Genomic DNA, 20,279 nt, shown 5'->3' with positions numbered 1-20,279 from the left:
CTACTTTCCGTTACGCTTTGACTTTCTACGTTCTTGTCTTTTGATCTTATCCATCTCACGTGTCATTTTCTTTTTATATCCAGGTTTGACGGCTTTCGGTTTTCTGACAAGGCGTTTTGCTTTTTCTTCAATTTCATTTGGTGCTTTTTTACGTCTTTGACGCTTCAAACGATCATCTGCATCTCGCCATTCGCCATGAACAATCGTTTTGTTTTCAAATACAACACCCATTTTTTCAATTTGAACGAGTGCATCCTCATCAGCAAGATCATAAATGGTCATCGCAATGCCAGATGAACCAGCGCGAGCCGTTCTTCCCACACGATGAACATAGAAATCAAGATCGGATGGGAGCTCATAGTTAATCACGTGGCTGACGCCCTTAATATCAATCCCGCGGGCAGCAAGATCAGATGCCACAATATAGGTGAACTCCAAATCTTCAATTTGTTTCATCACTTTTTTACGTTCACGAGGCGTTAAACCACCATGAAGTACCCCAATTTTCATTCCTTTTTCCTGTAGGAATGAGGCAATTTCATCAACAGTTGATTTCGTGTTGGCAAAGATGATCCCTAAATAAGGCTGTACATTCGTCACCATTTCATGAAGTAATTTTAATTTATCACGCTGTTTAGATGGAACTAAAATATGCTGAATGTTTTCAGCCGTAATGCGTTTCGGTTCAACATGTGCATATTTCGGATTATCCATATATTTTTTGAGGAAAGGTTTTAATTTTTCTGGAATAGTTGCTGAGAACACGAGCATTTGCAACTGTTCTGGCATTTGTGAGCCAATACGATCCACATCTTCTAAAAAGCCCATATCCAGCATAAGGTCTGCTTCATCAATGACAAGAGATGTCGCTTTGTACACATTCAGCGCTTGCTCATGAATAAGATCAGCAATACGTCCAGGAGTGCCGACCACTAAGTGCGGCTGATTCTTTAGCTTTTGAATGGATTTCTGCTTGTCCGTTCCGCCAATGTAAAGCTTTGCCTTGATTTCTTCTTCTGGAGGCGTATTTTTTAAGATCGTTTGTGCTTCTTTAAAAATTTGATTCGCTAATTCTCGTGTTGGTGCAGTAATGACCACTTGTACTTGCTCTTTGCTTGGATCAATTGAATGAATAAGCGGCAATAAATACGCATGGGTTTTCCCTGTCCCTGTTTGAGACTGTCCAATCACGCTTTCACCTTTTAAAACAGCAGGTATGATTCTTTTTTGAATATCAGTCGGCTCATAAAAGCCCAGTTCATGAATAGCATCTATAATAAAAGACTTTAATTCATATGTCGTAAATTTCGTTTCTTTCATGTTTTCACTCCTTAAGGCAATGCCTTTTTGCTCATCTCCTCATTATAGCTGATTTTCACCAAAAAAACCATGTCCGCTTTTCTCACAGGAAACCAAATGATACTTCCCTGCATAACCTATGAAGAGAAAGAGAATGCAGTAAGGGAGGTACAAGTATGTTAGGGCAAAGGCCTATGGGCGATTTTCAGCCGCATCGTCCCTCACGCCGGCACCTTGGAAATGGCGGACAGCCCGGGATTTTTCAACGGAGACAGCAGGCTCCGATCGAACAGCCTTTTCAAGGGCAAGGCAACCAATTTCAACAAATGATGCCTCGCTCTCCGTCTGTACAAGGCGGCGGTCTACGCGGGATGGGTGGCATTCCTGGAGGCGAAAGCCGTGCACTAGGCGGCGGAGCCGGAATTAAGGGCATGCTGGCAAAATTTCTTCCTGGAGCTGGAGGAGCAGGGATCTCCGGCGCTGGAGGTGGTGCGGGATTACAAGGAATCCAGAGCTTCGCAAACCCTGCGAACCTTTCAAGCATGTTAGGAAATGTTCAAAAAGTACTCGGAATGGCGCAGCAATTCACGCCTATGATTCAGCAATACGGTCCTTTAGTCAGAAATTTGCCTGCCATGATTAAACTCTATAGCCAGCTTGGCAGTGCGGATGACGATGAAACAAATACGAATGATGCAGACGAAGAACCAAAAGAAATCACTGCAGAAACAGACGTTCCGCACGAACAAACAGCACCGGTTGATGATGAAATAGAAGAAGGAAATGAAGAAGAACCAGAGGACATCCTTGTCAAAAAAACCACTGTACACACATCAGCTGCTCCTGAAGCAAAACCGAAAAAAAGATCGGGCAGTTCCATTCCGAAACTATATGTCTAGTGATCTTTTAAAGGCGAAGTGTTTCCCATGTATAACAATCTTTGATATATGCGCTTACTTTGGCTATAATGAAGGAAGAGAATGATCAAAAGCCGTTTTTCACGGCTTTTTATATTGTTCTTCTCTAGCAGCACTTCCCTACAGGAGGACGAATAAATGAATGTAATTAAAATTTCGCCGCGTGGCTATTGCTATGGCGTTGTAGATGCAATGGTCATTGCTAAAAATGCCGCACTTGATAAAAACTTGCCACGCCCAATTTATATATTAGGTATGATTGTGCACAACAAACATGTCACAGATGCCTTCGAAGAAGATGGAATTTACACACTGGACGGACCAAACCGTCTGGATATTTTAAAGCAGGTTGAAAGTGGCACAGTGATTTTCACCGCTCACGGCGTATCTCCTGAAGTCCGTCAAATTGCAGAAGAAAAAGGCCTTGTCGCCATTGATGCGACCTGTCCAGATGTCACGAAAACACATGAACTCATTTCAGAAAAAACAGCTGATGGATATGACATTATTTATATCGGGAAAAAGGGTCACCCTGAGCCAGAAGGAGCCGTCGGTGTTGCACCTGACAAAGTGCACCTTGTCGAAACAGAAGCTGATATTAAAGCGCTCGATTTAACGTCAGATAAACTGCTCATCACCAATCAGACGACAATGTCTCAGTGGGATGTTCATGATCTGATGGAGCTCATTAAAGAAAAATATCCTCACGTCGAGTACCATCAAGAAATCTGCCTTGCGACACAGGTACGTCAGGAAGCTGTGTCACAGCAAGCAGGCCAAGCCGATCTGACCATTGTGGTCGGCGATCCAAAAAGCAATAACTCAAATCGTCTGGCGCAAGTGTCAATGGAGATTGCAGGAACGCAGGCTTACCGAATTGGTGATCTCAGTGAGTTAAAGCTTGAATGGCTCCAAGGGGTAAAAACCGTTGCCGTTACTGCAGGTGCTTCCACACCAACACCTATTACAAAAGAAGTCATTCGTTTCTTAGAAAACTACGAACCTGATGATGAATCAACATGGAAAATTGAACGGACGGTTCCTCTTTCTAAGATATTACCTCGCGTGAAAACAAAGAAATAAAAAAACGTCAGAGCTGCTATGCTCTGACGTTTTTGCTTACACAAATTGAAACGGGTTTGTGTTTGATTCTGATACAAAGAACTGCACATCATATTTTTTATCTGTACATAGCGATTCTAGTTTTGTCTTCACGCCTTCTTTCATGATCTTTTCTGCGTAATGACCCGGGTCCACTACATTCAGTCCGAGCATCATGGCATCGTGAGCGACATGGAAATAAAGGTCGCCAGTCACGTACACATCTGCCCCCATTCTTTTCGCTTGATGGATATATTTATTTCCGTCTCCTCCAAGCACAGCTACTTTTTTCACGACCGCTTCCTGATCTCCTACAAAACGCGCTCCATTCACATCTAACTTCGTTTTCACAAATTGAGTGAAGTCTTTAAGTGTCATAGGTTCTTTTAATTCTCCAATACGGCCAAGGCCTTTTTGAATAGGAGGAAGATCTGTCGTGTGTACACTGTAAGCCACTTCTTCATAAGGGTGTGCTTTGATCATTTCACGAATCACTTGTTTTTCAATACTTGCTGGGAAAATGGTTTCGATTCGTACTTCTTTCACAAATTCCAATTTACCCGTCTCACCAATAAATGGCACAGCTTCTTCTGATGGCAGAAAACTGCCTGTCCCTTCATTTGAAAAAGCGCAATGACTGTAGTTGCCAATATGGCCAGCTCCCGCATTTCCTAAAGCCGTCCTGATGGCCTCTTCAAATTCCACTGGAACATACAAGGCTAGCTGCTTAATTGGATCTTCGTATGTTGGAACTAGCACTTTTGTTTCCCCGAGCTCTAAAGCGTCTGCAAGCAAGTCATTGACTCCTCCATCAGCCACATCCAGGTTTGTATGTGCTACATACACCGCAATATCATGTTTGATGCATTTCTCAATGATCCGTCCTGCCGGCTGATCTGTCGCCACATGTTTTAATGGACGGAAAATTGGCGGATGGTGGGCAATAATGAGATCCACCTTCCGCTCAATTGCCTCATCTACCACATTTTCTAATACATCTAAGGTGATCATGACATTGGTCACTTTTTTATTCAGCGTTCCAATCTGGAGCCCGATTTTATCACCTTCCACCGCATATGCCTTTGGTGAAAATTGCTCAAATAATTGGATGATTTCATGCCCGTTCACTGTTTTAGCCAACAGTCAAAACCTCCTTTAGAATTTTTATTTTCGCATTCAGCTCTTTCAGACGTTCTTTGTTCTCTTCCGTCGGCGCTGCTTGTTGAATCTGGCTTTCTATATGCTCCATGTGCTGAAGCTCATTCATCCATTTGCGCCGGAAGACATCATTTTGCTCTTTGGCAAGAAACGGACCAACGAGCATGCCTGTTTCAATCGACATGCCTTCATAGGCTTTATCTTTGTCGCCAGTTTCGGCAATGATGATTTCGTATATTTTGCCATCTTCTTCTAAAATCACTTCATCCATCAGTTCATACCCCTCTTGATAGAGCCATAAACGAATATGGTGGGCATGAATATTAGGCTGAAGAATAAGCCGCTCCTGCCCTGTGAGCTTGTGTTTACCTTCATTTAGAATGCTTGCAATGAGTGCTCCGCCCATTCCTGCAATCGTGACAGCATTCACCTCGCCTTTTTCAATCACTTCAAGGCCATTTCCTTTTCTGACTGAAATCTGCTCATCTAATTCAAGCCTATGTACTTGCTGCTTCGCAGATTGAAGCGGTCCATCAGTAATTTCACCAGCAATGGCTTTCAATGCTTTATGATGTAATATCGCATAACATGGCAAATAGGCATGATCTGAGCCAATATCAGCAAAGACCGCCTCTTTTGGTAAAAAGTCTGCGACTCTTTTTAATCGTTTTGACAAATTCATTTCATTCATCCATATCACTACTTTTCTTTAATGTTCATACTTGTCTATCTTATATAAATTATGGACTTTTTAAAAGTCGTTTTCAAATGAAAAAAGCTCTTCTGATGAAAAAGAGCTTTTTGCGCTTTATTATTTAATTTTGGATACCCATTCTGACATTTCATCGAGCTTTTCATTCGGAATTAGCCCGCCCGGCATTCCATTTCCGCCCTCTTGAATTTTCTTCTTGATGTCTGCCACTTCAAGCTTGTCGCCAACACCTTTTAATGCAGGACCAGCGCCACCTTCGTAGTTTTCCCCATGACAGCTAATACAGTTCTGCTTATACAATTCTTCCGGCGTTGCATTTGCGGTCTCTTCTTGCTTTTGCTCTTTGCCCCCAGAGGCAATTTTGTCTTCATCTTTCAGTCCCTTCATTGATAAGAAAAAAGTGAGTCCAATACCTAAAATGGCAATCAATAAGAATGGTATAAGTGGATTCCGTTTCATTTCTTTCATCCTCCCCTTTGTGAAAAACCCCTTTGAGACTATGCAAACAATTCTAATTCTACTTTAATTTTACAAAAAGTAAACGAATTATGATACAAAACTTTGGTCAAGTTCACAGATTAGACAAAAATGATTCAAAATGAGAAATAAAGCCTTCAGCACATTTAGATGTATTTTTTATACATCTTTTCTCTAAGAACGTTGCAAATTCATTTGTTATTCAGTAAAATATAATCAGATCAAAAAAGCGTTTTCATTTTGATGAAGAAAGAACGGATCTCTCTCAAGATCCGTCCGGTTTCTATTCTAAGAAGTCTTTTAATCGTTTACTTCTGCTTGGGTGTCTTAATTTACGAAGAGCTTTCGCTTCAATTTGGCGAATACGCTCTCTTGTTACGCCAAACACCTTTCCTACCTCTTCTAATGTGCGTGTTCTTCCGTCATCTAGTCCGAAACGCAGTCTCAGCACATTTTCTTCACGGTCCGTTAGCGTATCTAATACATCTTCAAGCTGCTCTTTTAAAAGCTCATAGGCAGCATGGTCTGATGGAGAAGTCGCCTCTTGGTCTTCGATAAAATCACCAAGATGTGAGTCATCTTCCTCACCAATAGGTGTTTCTAAAGATACTGGCTCTTGCGCAATTTTAAGAATTTCTCTTACTTTCTCTGGTGTTAAATCCATGTCTTCCGCAATTTCTTCTGGCGTTGGTTCTCTACCTAGATCTTGTAGAAGCTGTCTTTGAACACGGATTAATTTATTAATGGTTTCCACCATATGAACCGGGATCCGGATTGTTCTCGCCTGATCGGCAATCGCACGTGTGATCGCCTGTCTAATCCACCAAGTCGCATATGTTGAGAATTTGTATCCTTTGCGGTAATCAAACTTCTCAACCGCCTTCATGAGCCCCATGTTTCCTTCTTGAATCAAGTCAAGGAACAGCATACCACGACCAACATAACGTTTCGCAATGCTGACAACGAGACGAAGGTTCGCTTCCGCTAATCTTCTTTTTGATTCCTCATCGCCTTCTTCAATCTTTTGAGCATACGTAATCTCTTCTTTAGCAGATAGCAAATTGACGCGCCCGATCTCTTTTAAGTACATACGAACAGGGTCATTAATTTTGACACCTGGTGGTACGCTTAAATCATTCAGGTCAAATTCTTCTTCTGCCTTAGCCAGCTGCTGAACATTTGGGTCTTCAGTCTCTTCATTTTCACTGATGAGTTCTACACCCTGTTCGCCTAAGTATTCATAGTATTCATCCATCTGGTCTGATTCAATTTCAAAGCTAGACATACGCTCTGCAATTTCTTCGTATGTTAAAACGCCCCGTTTTTTACCCGTTTCAGTGAGCTTATCTCTCACCTGTTCAAAGGTTAATTCAGTTTCAGTTTCGTGGGCTTGTTTATCAGCCATTATGGATCCCTCCTTCCAAAGCTTGCAACGAATTCTAAAGTAACTTGCGATTTGCTTCTGCTCTGCCTTTCTCTCTCTATCAAACAGAATGAGCAAATAGGAATAAAATAAATAATGATGAAGGCAAGATGCTTGCGGTCTTATGCTCCTCCCATTAAAGGATTCATTGCCAGCCGTAAGTCTTGTCATAAATAGTAGACGTATTACTTCAGCGAACGGTTCAACTGAATAATTTCTTTTGCAAGTGTTGCCGCTTTGAAGAAATCTTTTTGCCTCTCCGCCTCTGCACGTTCTAGTTCTTTTTCCTTTATCATTGACAAATTCCGATGATTCAACACTTTTTTTACATAATCACTTAATTCAGCTTCACTTAGTTCGTCTCCAACTTGAATCATGAATATATCCGTCAGGAGCTGATTAATCACATCATCTTCTATACGGTTCATCAGATGCTGCGGGGTCGGCTCCTTGCCTTCTTCATACAATGCATAAATGTATGTTGCCAGCGCTCTGTGCGAATCTATATTAAATTCAAACCCTATCCTATCAAGCACTTTTCGGATCACGTCATCATTTTTCAACATATGTGCAAGGAGCATTCGCTCTGCGTTTTCATATGCCGGCCTTAGACGTTTTCGTCTTACCTGTGTTGACAGATGTGCACGCCGCTTTTCAAGTCCATTTTCTTCTTGCGAGCTCTTGGCCTCTTGTCGCTGCTGCTTTTCAAAAAGCTCCAATTGCTCCTTTAATGAGTCAAGTGAAATGGAGAACTCCCCAGCCAGCTGCTTCATGTAAATCTCTTGTTCCAAGGAACCGTTTAATCGGCTAATTTCTCGGAGAACCTGCTTCATGTAAGTCAGGCGGTCTCCTTCGTCAGACAAATTCTTTCCTCTTCGGAAAAAGTTCATCTTAAATGTCATTAATGTCACACTTGCATCTATGATGTCATTCCTAAATTTCTCGCCGCCATATTTACGAATGTAATCATCTGGATCAAGTCCATCTGGTATCATGGCAACGCGAACTTTACATCCTCTTTTTCCAAGCAAATCTGATGCTTTCATGGTCGCTTCATACCCGGCCGTGTCAGAGTCATAACATAAAATGATCTCTTCAACGTTCCGCCTAAGAAGCTTTACGTGCTCTTCTGTTAAAGACGTACCCATTGTTGCAACACTTTCGCCAACACCACTTGTGACAGCCGAGATGACGTCAGCAAATCCTTCGAAAAGGACTGCACGTTCGCGTTTTCTAATATGCATACGCGCGTCATGAAAGTGATAAAGCAGCTTACTTTTATGAAAAAGTGGCGTTTCAGGACTATTCATATACTTTGGCTGCTGATCACCAAGTGATCTTCCAGAAAAAGCGACGACCGTCCCGTGATGATCATGAATTGGAAACATGACACGATCTCTAAAGCGGTCAAAAAAACCTGTGCCGTTTTCTCGTTGAATCAAAAGACCAGCCTTCTCCATCATCGCAGGATCAAACCCTCGTTTTTCTAAAAACTTGGTCACGAAATCCCACGAGTCGAGAGCATACCCGATCTCAAACTTGGCAATTGTTTCATCCGTAAAGCCCCTGGACCTTAAATAATCGAGTGCGTTTTGACCTTCCTTTGTATTTACCAGCAAATGGTGGTAAAATTTCTTAAGAAGCTCATGCGCCTCAATCATTTTATGATCTGCTGTATCCTCTTGCTGTGAGGAACTGATCTGCGCATTCGCTACATGATCCGGCAAATCAATATGGTACTTATCAGCAACATGTGAAACGGCTTCAATAAATGAGTAGCCTTCCATTTGTCTGAGGAACGAAAATACATTGCCTCCTGCACCACAGCCAAAACAATGGAAGATTTGCTTATCTGCTGAAACAGAGAATGAAGGAGTATTTTCACCATGGAATGGACAAAGACCGAAGTAATTCCGACCTTGTTTTCTAAGCTGTACGTATTCTCCAATCACTTCGACAATGTCTGCGTTTTTTTGGATTTGCTCCAAAAGTTCATCTGGTATACGTTTGCTCATCCTAATAACACTCCGTCGTACATTATTCGCCTTTTAATTCAAAAATCCTTCATGATTCGACAGGATTTTTTGTAGTTGGGCAATAAATCGCTTTTTATCCTCTTCTAAAAGCTTTTTGGGACCTTTTCCGTATACACCTTTTCTTCGCTGTTTACTGGAAACATGCCTGCGTTCCAAATCAAAATCAATTGTTTCGTTTGTGTACATTCGTCCTCTTTCAGACAGAACAATGACTTGTCTTGGAAGCAGTAAGGAGGCCAGACCAATATCCTGGGTGACAACAATATCGTGCTTGACAGCTAAGTTTGCAATGACTAAATCTGCTGCTTCCTTATGTGTATCAACAAACCGCCAATCTTCAAGTGGTGATCGTTTGGTTTGAAAATGCTCATATGAAGCAATGAAAGTCACAGGTACTTCAAATTGAGATGCGACAGAAAGGATTTCGTCTTTTACAGGACAAGCATCTGCATCGACATAAATCGTCCTTTCTTTTTTACGTTCATTCAGGTGACTAATTCTCCATCCCTCCACCTTATTCCTGCTTTAGAGAAGCAAAAAGACCATACTTTTCCCCCATAAAGCAATCAACAGTAAAACTCATTTTGTCGAAAAGTTATGTTCAGAATCACTTGACTTCTGCCAATATTAGTTTATTCGTTCTTGACTTAACTTAAACCTAAAATCAATCATTTTATCACAATTTTTTATTATAATACAAATGCAGCAAATATGCCATTGTTTTTGTTTACCCGTTTCCCACCATAGGAAAAACCCAGGAGGAGCATCCTGAGTTTATTCGGAACCTCTTTTGGTCAGCATTTGATGAATGACATTTGCTGTCTCCTCAACTGCTTTATTCGATACATCAACAACTTGACAGTTAATGCGGTCAACCACTTTTTCAAAATATTCTAGTTCCTCTTTAATCCGCTCGATATTCGCATAAATGGCACGGTCATTTAAACCGAGTGATTTTAAACGTTCTTTACGGATATGATTTAGTTTATCTGGACTAATTTTCAGGCCGATGCATTTTTTTGGATCAACTGAGAATAACTCCTCTGGCGGATCAACTTCAGGAACAATCGGAACGTTTGCTACCTTCAAGCGTTTATGTGCTAAGTATTGAGAAAGTGGTGTCTTAGACGTACGCGATACACCAATCAGCACAATATCAGCCTTTAGAATACCTCTTGGGTCCCGGCCATCATCATATTTCACAGCGAACTCAATGGCTTCTACCTTTTTAAAATAGTCCTCATCTAATTGACGTACACGACCTGGCTCATGTTTCGCTTCATTTCCATATGCCGTCTCCATTTTATCAATAAGTGGACCGATAATGTCATAGTACACGACGCCATTCGCTTCTGCTTCTTCTATTAAGAATTGGCGCATTTCTGGCACAACAAGAGTAAAGCAAACGATCCCATTATCTGCTTTCGCCAATGAAATCACTTCTTTAATCGTACCGACATCCTCTACATATGGGATTCTTCTAATATTTGAATGGTCGGATGAGCCGCCATCAAATTGGCTAAGTGCCGCTTTGACCACGAGCTCTGCCGTTTCTCCTACTGAATCTGATACAACAAAAATTACGCGATTACTCATAACATCCCCTCGCAGTCTTCTGTAATTAGATAATTTCGTTCTCTGATAAGCTAACAAGTATTTTCGTCATGTTTGTTTTCGTAATTCTGCCGACCACTTCAAAGCCTTTATCCGTATCTTTTATAACAGGAAGTGCATCTATTTGCTTTTCAATCAAGTGCTTGGCCACATCCATAATAAAATCTTCTTTGCGGCAAACGGTAATGTTCGGCATTCTTGTCATAATAATATGGACAGGTATAGATGGAAGCTCTTGTTTCCCAATACTTGCTCGAAGGAGGTCTTTTCTTGATAACACGCCTGTTAAAATAGAGTGATCGTCCACAACGAATAATGTGCCCACATCCTCTAAAAACATCGTACAAATCGCATCATAAACCGAAACATTCTCGTGTATCACGACCGGAATGGACTGAAAATCTTTCACTTGAAGTTTTTTCAGCTTATCTGCCAGAAGCTGCGTGCCTGTTTTGCCTGTAAAAAAGTAGCCGACCCTTGGTCTTGCTTCTAAAAAGCCAGACATCGTTAAAATGGCTAAATCCGGCCTGAGGGTAGCCCTTGTTAAGTTCAGCCGATCGGCGATATGCTCTCCAGTGATCGGACCATTCTCTTTGACAATCTGTAAAATCTGCTCTTGCCGTTTATTTAACTCGATTGTACTCACCACCTTTAAATAGAGAGAGCGAATCCTTACTTTATGTATATCAATTTCATAACTCATCATATTATAGCGCATCTTCGTCCGAATGAAACAAAAATCCACTCAAAAACCGTGAATTAAATGAGTAAAAAACGATTGCCCTTCGAAAAAGGCAACCGTTCTTAGGTATTTATTTTACAATTAAATTGTTCATATTCGCAAATGATTGAATGACTTTTGCAAGTTTGACCATTTGTGCCAAACGATTTTGTTTCAGTTTTTCATCATCCGCATGAACCATGGTATGGTCGAAATAATGAACAATTGGTGCTTTTAATGTATCTAGCGCTTCAAGTGCTGATTGGTACTGACCTTTTGCCATATACTCGTTGACGGCTTTTTCCGCTTGCTGATACGCTTCAAATAGCTTTTGTTCGTGTTCATTTTCAAACAGTTCAGGCTGAATCTGTGCGTCTTCCCCTTTTTTACTGATTGAAATGACGCGGCCTAGTGCCTTAGCCGTTTCTTTGAAACTCTCCTGTTTCACGCTCTCTTCAAGAACAGCCGCTTTTTTCACAACCGCATATGGTTCAATATTTTCAACATCAAGGACTGCTTCCACCACGTCATGACGGATATGTTCTGCTTGAAGGACATATTTCAAACGGTGTGTTAAAAATTCAATGAGAGCCGCTTCATGTTTTTCATCTACTTGAGCTAGTGCTAAAAGCTCTTTAAATGAAAGATTCCATTGGCGGTCGAGCAGGATTTGAACGATACCGCTCGCTTGTCTTCTTAATCCATAAGGATCTTGAGAGCCCGTTGGAATGACATCAATTGAGAAGAATGAACAAATAGAATCTAGCTTATCCGCCACTGCAACAATCGCCCCAATAAGTGTTGACGGCGCATCGTCACCGGCAAAACGCGGCATATAGTGCTCGTTGATACTCTTTGCCACTTCTTCATGTTCGCCAAGTGCTCTAGCATATTTTTCACCCATGATTCCTTGCAGTTCTGGGAATTCATAGACCATCTGAGTCACAAGGTCAAATTTAGAAATACTGGCTGCTCTTGCAGCGCGTTTAGACGTTTCTTCATCTGCACCCACATGACTAGCAAGGCGGACGGCAATGTCTGTTACTCTTTTCAGCTTGTCGCCAATCGTGCCAAGTTTCTCATGGAATACGACTTTATCAAGCTTTTGAATGTTGTCTTCAATGACGAGTTTTTCGTCTTCTTTATAGAAAAATGCCGCATCTGATAAACGTGCACGAAGGACCTTTTCGTTCCCTCTTGCCACATTTTCAAGTGCCTCACTGTTCCCGTTTCTGACCGTAATAAAGTGCGGCAGTAATTCCCCTTGTTCATTTTTCACAGGGAAATAACGCTGATGCTCTTTCATTGTCGTGACAAGCACTTCTTCTGGCAGCGCAAGAAATTCTTCTTCAAAAGAACCAAATAGAACGGTTGGATATTCAACGAGATCGTTCACTTCTTCTAGAAGCTCAGGATCAACTGGAATGACCCAGCCTTTTTCGGAAGAAAGGGCATGTAATTGCTCAGTAATTAATTGTTTTCTTTTATCTGAATCTACAATGACAAATTGATCTCTTAATGTTTGCTCATAAGAAGCTGGTGTGTCAATGCTGGCTGTCGTCCCTAGGAAACGATGTCCTCTAGTCTCCCGTCCGCTTTTCACTCCTGCAATTTCGACAGGAATGATCTCTTGACCAAATAAACAAACAATCCATTTAATTGGACGGATATAGCGTAAATCCTCGCTTCCCCATCTCATGTTCTTTGGAAAACTCAATGAAGCGGCAATGTCCCCCAATGCTGGAAGAAGGTCTTTGACTTGTTTTCCTTCTTGAAACTTTTGGACATGGACATAATCCACACCTTTGATGTCTTTGAAATACAGATCATCAGTTGAAGCGCCTTGTCCGCGGGCAAAACCTTCGGCAGCTTTTGTCCAATTGCCTTCAGCATCTTGAGCAATCTTTTTAGCCGGTCCTTTTGCTTCTTCTTTGATGTCCTCTTGTTTTTCTGCAACACCTTTGACGAGTACAGCTAGACGTCTTGGTGAATTAAATAAAGCAACGTCTTCGAATGAAATATTTTGCGCTACGAACCAAGCTTTTACTTTGTCACCTAGCTGCTTTGTGCTTTCTGGCATGAAACGAGCCGGCATCTCTTCTAAGCCGATTTCAAGTAATACATCTTGTTTATTCATGAGAAGCCGCCTCCTCTTTTAGCATAGGGAATCCTAGTTTTTCTCGTTCTTCGTAATATGTTTTGGCTACTTTTCTCGCTAACTGACGTACTCTTCCGATATAACCTGTTCGCTCAGTCACAGAAATCGCGCCTTTGGCATCAAGCAGGTTAAATGTGTGAGAACATTTGAGTACATAATCATATGCCGGGTGAACAAGCCCTTTGTCCATTTGGCTATGTGCTTCTTTTTCATATGTTGTAAATAAATCGAACAGCATATCCGTATTAGATGTTTCAAACGTATACACAGAATGCTCGTATTCAGCCATTAAGAATAAATCTCTTACAGTAAAGCCATCTGTCCATTCAAGGTCAAATACATTTTCTTTGTCCTGGATGTAAGAAGCAAGACGCTCAATTCCGTATGTGATTTCAACAGAAACTGGCTTACATTCTAAACCGCCGACTTGCTGGAAATACGTAAATTGCGTAATTTCCATTCCATCAAGCCAAACTTCCCAGCCAAGTCCTGCGCAGCCAAGAGATGGGTTCTCCCAGTTGTCTTCAACAAAACGAATATCATGTTTCAGCGGGTCAATGCCAAGCGCCTTCAATGATTCTAGATACAGTTCTTGAATATTGTCAGGTGATGGCTTAATGATCACTTGAAATTGATGATGTTGATACAATCTGTTTGGGTTTTCTCCATATCTGCCGTCAGCCGGGCGTCTTGAAGGTTCTACATAAGCTACCTTCCATGGCTCTGGCCCAATGCTTCTGAGGAACGTGTATGGACTCATCGTTCCAGCACCTTTTTCTGTGTCATATGCCTGCATTAATACGCAGCCTTCATTTGACCAATGCTTTTGCAGTGTCAAAATCATGTCTTGAATATTCAATGATCGCACCTCCATCTTTTTTACACCATCCGCTATGTATGGCGGTGGGGCCTAGAACCTTTTTGCAAAACACAAAAACTCCCGTCTCTATGCTCACAAGGTTCCTTGCAAACATAGGGACGAGAGTTTTTCCCGCGGTTCCACCCTATTTGCTGGTGTCGTAGCACCCAGCCGCTTTGTTTTACGTTGCTCAAGAATGCCTTTCGTTACGTGTCCATCCTTAGCTCACACCGCCCTAAGGTCGCTTTTATGGCTGATACGTAAGTACTTCTTTCTGTCAATGCAACATATTTGATCTTAGATGATCTTACAAAAAGTCACGAGAGATGTCAACTTTTGTTTTCACCGTCCATTAGCTTTTTCATGGATTCCATTTGATTCATGAATTTTTTTGATTTTAAATAAAGACCTGAATACTCTTCATAATAATGATCGAGCACTTGACGAATTTCTTGTTTCGTTTGCGGTTTCACGTCAACCTGACCAAGCCTTGATAAATCAAAATAATGAAACAAACGGAGCAGTCTTGCTGCTGCTGGGGATAAGGGCAGTTTATATGGATCTTTAGAAAAGCATTGCCTACAGATGAATCCGTTATCTCTAATTGAGAAATGGAACTGCCCTTCTTTTTGACCGCAGTGTACACATTGGTCCAGTTCAGGCTTCAACCCCATCACTGACAGCATTTTAACCTCTACGATAAATAAAATAATATCAGCATCTGTGCCTTCATTGAGATGGCGTAAAGATTGAAGAAGAAGTTCAAACAAGTAAGGGTTTGGCTTCTTTTCTTCTGTTCCTTTATCAAGTAATTCTGTCATATATGCGGCATATGCGGTCAGAAATAAATCTTCCCGAATGGTTCGCATGCTTTCCATCATTTCACCTTGCTGGAGCGTTCCAAGTCCTGTTGATGATTGGATCAGGAAGGTTCCGTATAAAAACGGCTGGCTTATGGCTGACAGGCGGCTGTTCGATTTCTTAGCGCCCCTTGCCATCACACCAATTTTCCCATGTTCTCTAGTGAGCAGCATGACAATTTTGTTTGTTTCGCCATAATCTGTTGTTCTAAGGACGATTCCTTCACTTTTAATGAGCATTTGTCTACACTCCGAGCGTTGGAGGGGGTCAAGAATTATAAGATTGGAAAATCAAGTCGTGCTATTTCTTCTTCAAGTACATCGGGTCTTTCCAGGTTCTCCTTTTCTAACTCTTTGAAAAGCAGATACGTGTCAACGCTTCCTGTTTGTGAAAATACGTTCCATGTAAAATTCAACATAAAAACCCCACCTTTCTTTATTAGAAGCAGCAACGCTACATCCAACATATTAACTTTATCTTGACCAGGCTACCTCCATTTCATGATAAACAATTTTTACTAATCGAACCGCACCATTGTCAGATCTACTAACAACTGTATCGGTTTTTAATATTCGTCTTCTCTAAATCCGAAATCACGAAGATGTGTGGATTTATTACGCCAGTCCTTCTGCACTTTTACCCAAAGCTCTAAATACACCTTTGAGCCTAAAAGTGCTTCAATGTCTCTGCGCGCTTTTTGTCCCACTTCTTTTAATAAGCTGCCGCGCTTACCAATCACAATCCCTTTTTGTGAATCACGTTCGACGACGATGGTCGCTGCAACATGAATCTTGCCGTTTTCATCTGGCTTGATCGATTCAATCGCAACCGCAATACTGTGAGGGATCTCTTCTCTCGTTAAATGCAGCACTTTTTCACGAATTAATTCAGAAATAATAAATCGCTCTGGGTGATCTGTTACTTGATCTGCCGGATAAAATTGAGGGCCTTCTGGAAGATAACCTTCAATTTGCTGAAGAAGCGTATCAATGTTGTTGCCTTCAAGTGCTGAAATTGGCACAATTTCCTTAAATGGGTAACGTGTGCGGTATTCATCAATTAAAAGGAACAGTTCATCCGGATGAATTTGGTCAATTTTATTGACGACAAGGAACACCGGTGTCGATGTTTGCTTTAGTCGTTCAATGATGAATTCATCACCTTTTCCATAGCCTTCCTGTGCGTTGATCATAAACAAGATCAGGTCGACTTCCTTGAGTGTATTTTGAGCCACCCTCATCATAAAATCGCCAAGTTTGTGCTTCGGTTTATGAATTCCTGGTGTATCGATAAAAATCGTTTGTGACGTGTTCGTTGTCAGTACACCTTGCACTTTGTTTCGAGTCGTTTGGGGCTTATCACTCATAATCGCAATCTTTTGCCCAATCACACGATTAAGAAAGGTCGATTTCCCTACATTTGGTCTTCCAATAATTGATACAAATCCTGATTTGAAGCTTTCGTTAGTCATTTAAATCCTCCGGTGAAAATGCGCCTGGCAATAGTTCGTTTACTGTCGTTTCGTATATATGTCCTTTTAAGTTCGTTAGAATCACTGGCATATCAGGTGCACATAGCTCTGAAATGACCTGTCTGCATGCGCCGCATGGCGAAACAGGTCGATCTGTATCAGCCACTACTGCAAGCATTTGAAAAGATGTGATGCCCTCTGAGTAAGCTTTAAAAAGTGCTGTTCTTTCCGCACAATTACACATACCATATGCTGCATTTTCAATATTGCAGCCGCCATACACTTTTCCGTCATGCGATAATAATGCTGCACCGACTTTGAATTTAGAATAGGGTACATATGCAAAATCTCTTGCTTTGACTGCTTCTGAAATCAACTCTTGTTTGTTCATTCTAGTTCCCACTTTCAGAAGAAATGGTACCACTGTCACATTTATATTTTACATAATTCACGTGACATTTTCACGCCCATTTCTAAAAATGTTAATAAATAGTAATATTGTTCTATTGCATGATCTTCGGTAAGAAGATCATCAACCCAATCATAACCGAAATGGCGGCGTAAACGCAAACAGCGCCTGCTGCCGCGTCCTTCGCTCTCTCAGCAAGAGGATGCTTCTCTTCTGTGAAAAGATCTACTGTATGTTCAATCGCTGTATTCACAAGTTCTAACGCAAACATCCCGCCGCATAAAAGCAGAATGATCATCCATTCAACCGGATGAATGTGAAACCAAAAGCCGCAAATCACCACGATGATGGCTGCGACTGTGTGAAACCGAAAATTCCGTTCATTCAAGAAAGTTCGCCATATTCCTCTAAATGCATAATAAAAACTCCGAAAAAAACGGACAAGCGGCGTTCGCTTCTTACGATGATCTCGAAAGGCCATAATCATCCAAGATTTTTGTCTGTTTGGCGAACATTTCTTTTTCATCTTCTTCTGTCATATGATCATAACCAAGCAAATGAAGAAAACCATGAATCGTTAAAAACCCTAGCTCTCTCATGAAGGAATGTCCATATTCCTCTGCTTGCTCTTTCGTACGATCAACACTAATGATAATGTCACCAAGTACAGGCGGAATGTCATCAGCTCCAATGATTTCAATTTCCCCTTCGCCTTCTTCCTCAAGGGCAAATGAAATTACATCTGTTGGTGCATCTTTTCCTCGGTATTCTTTATTAATTTGATGTATTTCTTCATTTGAAACGATCGATACTGATACTTCTGCTTGATCTTTTACTTCAAGAGCATCCGCAGCAAATTGAAGAAGCTTTTCCACTTCTTCAAGCTGCTCTTTCGATACTTGTCCTGTTTCATCTATTAAATCGATTAACAATGTCATTTACTTCACCTTCTGCTTCGGGGCATCTGGATATTCAATCCGAGAATGGAAAATCCCCTTTAATGTTGTACAAATTGTTTGGCTAATAATATTTAATTCTTTAAATGTCAGATCACATTCACTAAATTGCCCATCCTGCATCTTATCTGAAATAATGCCTTTCACAAGCTTTTCAATCCGCTCAGGGTTTGGATTATGCATCGAACGAACCGCCGCCTCCACGCTGTCAGCTACAGAAATAATGGCCGCTTCTTTCGATTGCGGTTTTGGACCAGGATAACGAAATTCTTCTTCTGTCACCTGATCATCCCGTTCTTTTGCCTTATAGTAAAAGAACTTCAGCAAGGACTTTCCGTGATGCTGTTCTGCAATGTCCACAAGTTCCTCTGGAAACTTCTTTTCTCTCAGCATTTCAGCACCATCTGTCGTATGGGCAATAATAATATTTTTGCTCAGCTGAGGAGAAAGCTTGTCGTGCGGATTATCAATGTTCATTTGGTTTTCAATAAAGTATTGTGGCCTTTTCGTTTTCCCAATGTCATGATAATAAGCCCCAACCCTTGCTAACAATCCATTTGCACCGACTGCTTCACATGCAGCATCCGCTAAATTCGCCACCATGACACTATGATGATATGTACCTGGCGTCTCTGTTAAGATCTTTTTCAGCAGCGGATGATTCGGGTTCGATAATTCAATAAGCTTCATGGTCGAAAGAATGCCAAACATGCTCTCAAAGACTGGCATTAACCCAATAACCAAAATAGCCGATGCAAACCCTGACACAATCGCCATGATGAGGTTTACACCTATTTCAAGCCCTGATGGAGAAGAATTTTGAATCAGCGTAATGGACAGCACGACAAGTACATTCACCAAAGCTACCCAAAGCCCCGCCTGCAAAATTTTCGATCTTGCATTGTGTTTTCTCAAAAATAAAATTCCCGCCATCCCGCTTATTAGATAATAAGCACAGATGACATAGTTAAAGACACCTGTTACTCCTTGATTAAACATCATACTGCCGCAAAGGGCAAATACAAGACCGGAGAAGATCGCCAGCCGCTCATTGATCAGCAGCTTAATCAGCATCGTGCCAAGTGCCACAGGCACGACATAGCCTATGGTCGTATACTTCGTTTCCTGGAAGAGACTGAATACTTCCATGATGATTAAAATGATGGTGAAAATGAGCGAGTACAGCAGTAACGATTTATTCTTATGGACGAGTGACTTTTTCCTCGATTCCAGTGAGTGGACAATCGCCGCTAAGAAGAGACCGATTAAGATGATTAGACCGCTTACAGGCTTAAACAAATTGGAGCTGTTTAAAAGGCCGGTCAGTTCTAATTTGCGATACACTTCACGGTCAATGAGCTCTCCTTCTTCCACTAAAATTTGCCCTTGCTTGATTTGAACCGGCTGGATATTATCAGCTGCTTCTTGTCTTTTCTTCTCTGTTGCGACCGGGTCAAATACATAGTTTGGAATAATCGCAAATTCACCAATTTCTTTCGCTGCATTTAAATATTTTGATGGAATCGAATTGTTTTCAAGCTCTGCTTTCACTTGTTTCTTTTCATCTTGCAGCTTAGAAGCTGTGATTTCTTTACTCATGAGAGAATTGACCACTGTGATGATGGAATCCTTTGTAAAAGAAAGGTTTTCGTCGCTTGCTTGGAGCAGTGCTTTAATCGATTGATCCGAAACAGCTTCCTGCATATCGGTTGTGAGTTTCTCTTTTACACGCTTCACCATCTCTTGATCTGTTGGCGGGTTCTCTTTGTCATCAGCTGCTGCTTTCTTCTCTTCTTTAATGGCTTCAAAGAGGGATGAAATGAGGTCAACACGATTATCAGAATACGCTTTTTTGAGTGTATATTGGTCTTCCACTTGATCCGTTGCTTCTTGTTTCTTTTCTTCTGTTGCTTCTTGGTCATCAACGGTAGACGGAGAATAGATGGTCTGTTCGCTCACTGAAAACAAATCTAGGTCGAGCGATTCAGGCTTTACATGGAAGAAGAGCACCACAAACATGATGGCTGCTAAACCAGCGTATAGCAGTACGTTTAAATAGCGTGAGCGCTCCATTTTCTGAGGTTCTTTTTTAGACAGCAGCCTTTTG

At 41.3% G+C, this 20,279-nt stretch carries 20 protein-coding genes; 2 read left to right on the top strand and 18 right to left on the bottom strand.

What is annotated here, in order from left to right; translation table 11 throughout:
• A complete protein-coding gene (locus M2369_RS02020) occupies window positions 1-1,320 on the bottom strand; it encodes a DEAD/DEAH box helicase (RefSeq protein WP_024718822.1) in 1,320 nt (439 codons plus the stop codon).
• A gap of 155 nt (window positions 1,321-1,475) precedes the next feature.
• Between M2369_RS02020 and M2369_RS02015 the strand changes: the two genes are divergently transcribed.
• Window positions 1,476-2,198, top strand: a complete 723-nt coding sequence (locus tag M2369_RS02015) for a YqfQ family protein (protein WP_259253331.1) — start codon at window positions 1,476-1,478, stop codon at window positions 2,196-2,198.
• A gap of 156 nt (window positions 2,199-2,354) precedes the next feature.
• Window positions 2,355-3,299: a 4-hydroxy-3-methylbut-2-enyl diphosphate reductase gene (locus M2369_RS02010; protein ID WP_007501283.1), complete on the top strand. Its 945-nt coding sequence runs from the start codon at window positions 2,355-2,357 to the stop codon at window positions 3,297-3,299.
• 36 nt (window positions 3,300-3,335) lie between these two features.
• Here M2369_RS02010 and M2369_RS02005 read toward each other — a convergent pair whose 3' ends face one another.
• The 17 genes from M2369_RS02005 to M2369_RS01925 all read right to left on the bottom strand — a co-directional run bounded on the left by M2369_RS02005 (window position 3,336) and on the right by M2369_RS01925 (window position 20,269).
• Window positions 3,336-4,457 carry a Nif3-like dinuclear metal center hexameric protein gene (locus M2369_RS02005; protein WP_017367619.1) on the bottom strand — a complete coding sequence of 374 codons (1,122 nt, stop codon included), beginning with the start codon at window positions 4,455-4,457 and terminating at the stop codon, window positions 3,336-3,338.
• Window positions 4,450-5,166: a tRNA (adenine(22)-N(1))-methyltransferase gene (locus M2369_RS02000; RefSeq protein WP_047945475.1), complete on the bottom strand. Its 717-nt coding sequence runs from the start codon at window positions 5,164-5,166 to the stop codon at window positions 4,450-4,452. The genes M2369_RS02005 and M2369_RS02000 overlap by 8 nt, the downstream gene beginning before the upstream one ends.
• A gap of 120 nt (window positions 5,167-5,286) precedes the next feature.
• Window positions 5,287-5,646 (bottom strand): cytochrome c550, encoded by a 360-nt coding sequence (gene cccA / locus M2369_RS01995; RefSeq protein ID WP_008342390.1) that lies wholly within the window; start codon window positions 5,644-5,646, stop codon window positions 5,287-5,289.
• A 301-nt stretch (window positions 5,647-5,947) separates the two neighbouring features.
• The gene (gene rpoD / locus M2369_RS01990) at window positions 5,948-7,069 is read right to left on the bottom strand and encodes an RNA polymerase sigma factor RpoD (protein WP_008342392.1); all 1,122 of its coding nucleotides are present in this window, start codon (window positions 7,067-7,069) and stop codon (window positions 5,948-5,950) included.
• A gap of 203 nt (window positions 7,070-7,272) precedes the next feature.
• Complete coding sequence (gene dnaG, locus M2369_RS01985; RefSeq protein ID WP_008342393.1) at window positions 7,273-9,102, bottom strand: DNA primase; 1,830 nt, start codon at window positions 9,100-9,102, stop codon at window positions 7,273-7,275.
• 33 nt (window positions 9,103-9,135) lie between these two features.
• Window positions 9,136-9,636, bottom strand: a complete 501-nt coding sequence (locus tag M2369_RS01980) for a YaiI/YqxD family protein (RefSeq protein WP_178896841.1) — start codon at window positions 9,634-9,636, stop codon at window positions 9,136-9,138.
• Window positions 9,637-9,897: 261 nt separating this feature from the next.
• Complete coding sequence (locus tag M2369_RS01975) at window positions 9,898-10,719, bottom strand: pyruvate, water dikinase regulatory protein (protein WP_008342399.1); 822 nt, start codon at window positions 10,717-10,719, stop codon at window positions 9,898-9,900.
• Window positions 10,720-10,744: 25 nt separating this feature from the next.
• The gene (gene ccpN, locus M2369_RS01970; RefSeq protein ID WP_024423017.1) at window positions 10,745-11,383 is read right to left on the bottom strand and encodes a transcriptional regulator CcpN; all 639 of its coding nucleotides are present in this window, start codon (window positions 11,381-11,383) and stop codon (window positions 10,745-10,747) included.
• A 166-nt stretch (window positions 11,384-11,549) separates the two neighbouring features.
• The gene (gene glyS / locus M2369_RS01965; protein WP_259253329.1) at window positions 11,550-13,595 is read right to left on the bottom strand and encodes a glycine--tRNA ligase subunit beta; all 2,046 of its coding nucleotides are present in this window, start codon (window positions 13,593-13,595) and stop codon (window positions 11,550-11,552) included.
• Window positions 13,588-14,475: a glycine--tRNA ligase subunit alpha gene (glyQ, locus tag M2369_RS01960; protein ID WP_003217487.1), complete on the bottom strand. Its 888-nt coding sequence runs from the start codon at window positions 14,473-14,475 to the stop codon at window positions 13,588-13,590. Before glyQ ends, glyS begins: the two co-directional genes overlap by 8 nt.
• A 329-nt stretch (window positions 14,476-14,804) precedes the next feature.
• A complete protein-coding gene (recO, locus tag M2369_RS01955; RefSeq protein ID WP_159159777.1) occupies window positions 14,805-15,575 on the bottom strand; it encodes a DNA repair protein RecO in 771 nt (256 codons plus the stop codon).
• 35 nt (window positions 15,576-15,610) lie between these two features.
• Window positions 15,611-15,754, bottom strand: coding sequence for a YqzL family protein (locus M2369_RS01950; RefSeq protein WP_008342408.1), 144 nt, complete (start codon window positions 15,752-15,754; stop codon window positions 15,611-15,613).
• A 147-nt stretch (window positions 15,755-15,901) separates the two neighbouring features.
• Window positions 15,902-16,807, bottom strand: coding sequence for a GTPase Era (era, locus tag M2369_RS01945; RefSeq protein ID WP_007501305.1), 906 nt, complete (start codon window positions 16,805-16,807; stop codon window positions 15,902-15,904).
• Entirely contained in the window at window positions 16,800-17,198 is a 399-nt protein-coding gene (locus M2369_RS01940; protein WP_008342410.1) for a cytidine deaminase, read from the bottom strand. The genes era and M2369_RS01940 overlap by 8 nt, the downstream gene beginning before the upstream one ends.
• Window positions 17,199-17,310: 112 nt before the next feature.
• A complete protein-coding gene (locus M2369_RS01935; RefSeq protein ID WP_024718818.1) occupies window positions 17,311-17,697 on the bottom strand; it encodes a diacylglycerol kinase family protein in 387 nt (128 codons plus the stop codon).
• Window positions 17,675-18,154, bottom strand: a complete 480-nt coding sequence (gene ybeY / locus M2369_RS01930) for an rRNA maturation RNase YbeY (RefSeq protein ID WP_007501310.1) — start codon at window positions 18,152-18,154, stop codon at window positions 17,675-17,677. Before ybeY ends, M2369_RS01935 begins: the two co-directional genes overlap by 23 nt.
• Window positions 18,155-20,269 carry an HD family phosphohydrolase gene (locus M2369_RS01925; protein ID WP_375805738.1) on the bottom strand — a complete coding sequence of 705 codons (2,115 nt, stop codon included), beginning with the start codon at window positions 20,267-20,269 and terminating at the stop codon, window positions 18,155-18,157.
• Window positions 20,270-20,279 lie beyond the last annotated feature (10 nt).

Source organism: Bacillus sp. JUb11, from assembly GCF_024807925.1.
Classification (GTDB): Bacteria; Bacillota; Bacilli; order Bacillales; family Bacillaceae; genus Bacillus; species Bacillus altitudinis.
Note: the sequence above shows the minus strand (reverse complement) of the source record. Positions and strands in the feature narration are given on the sequence as shown.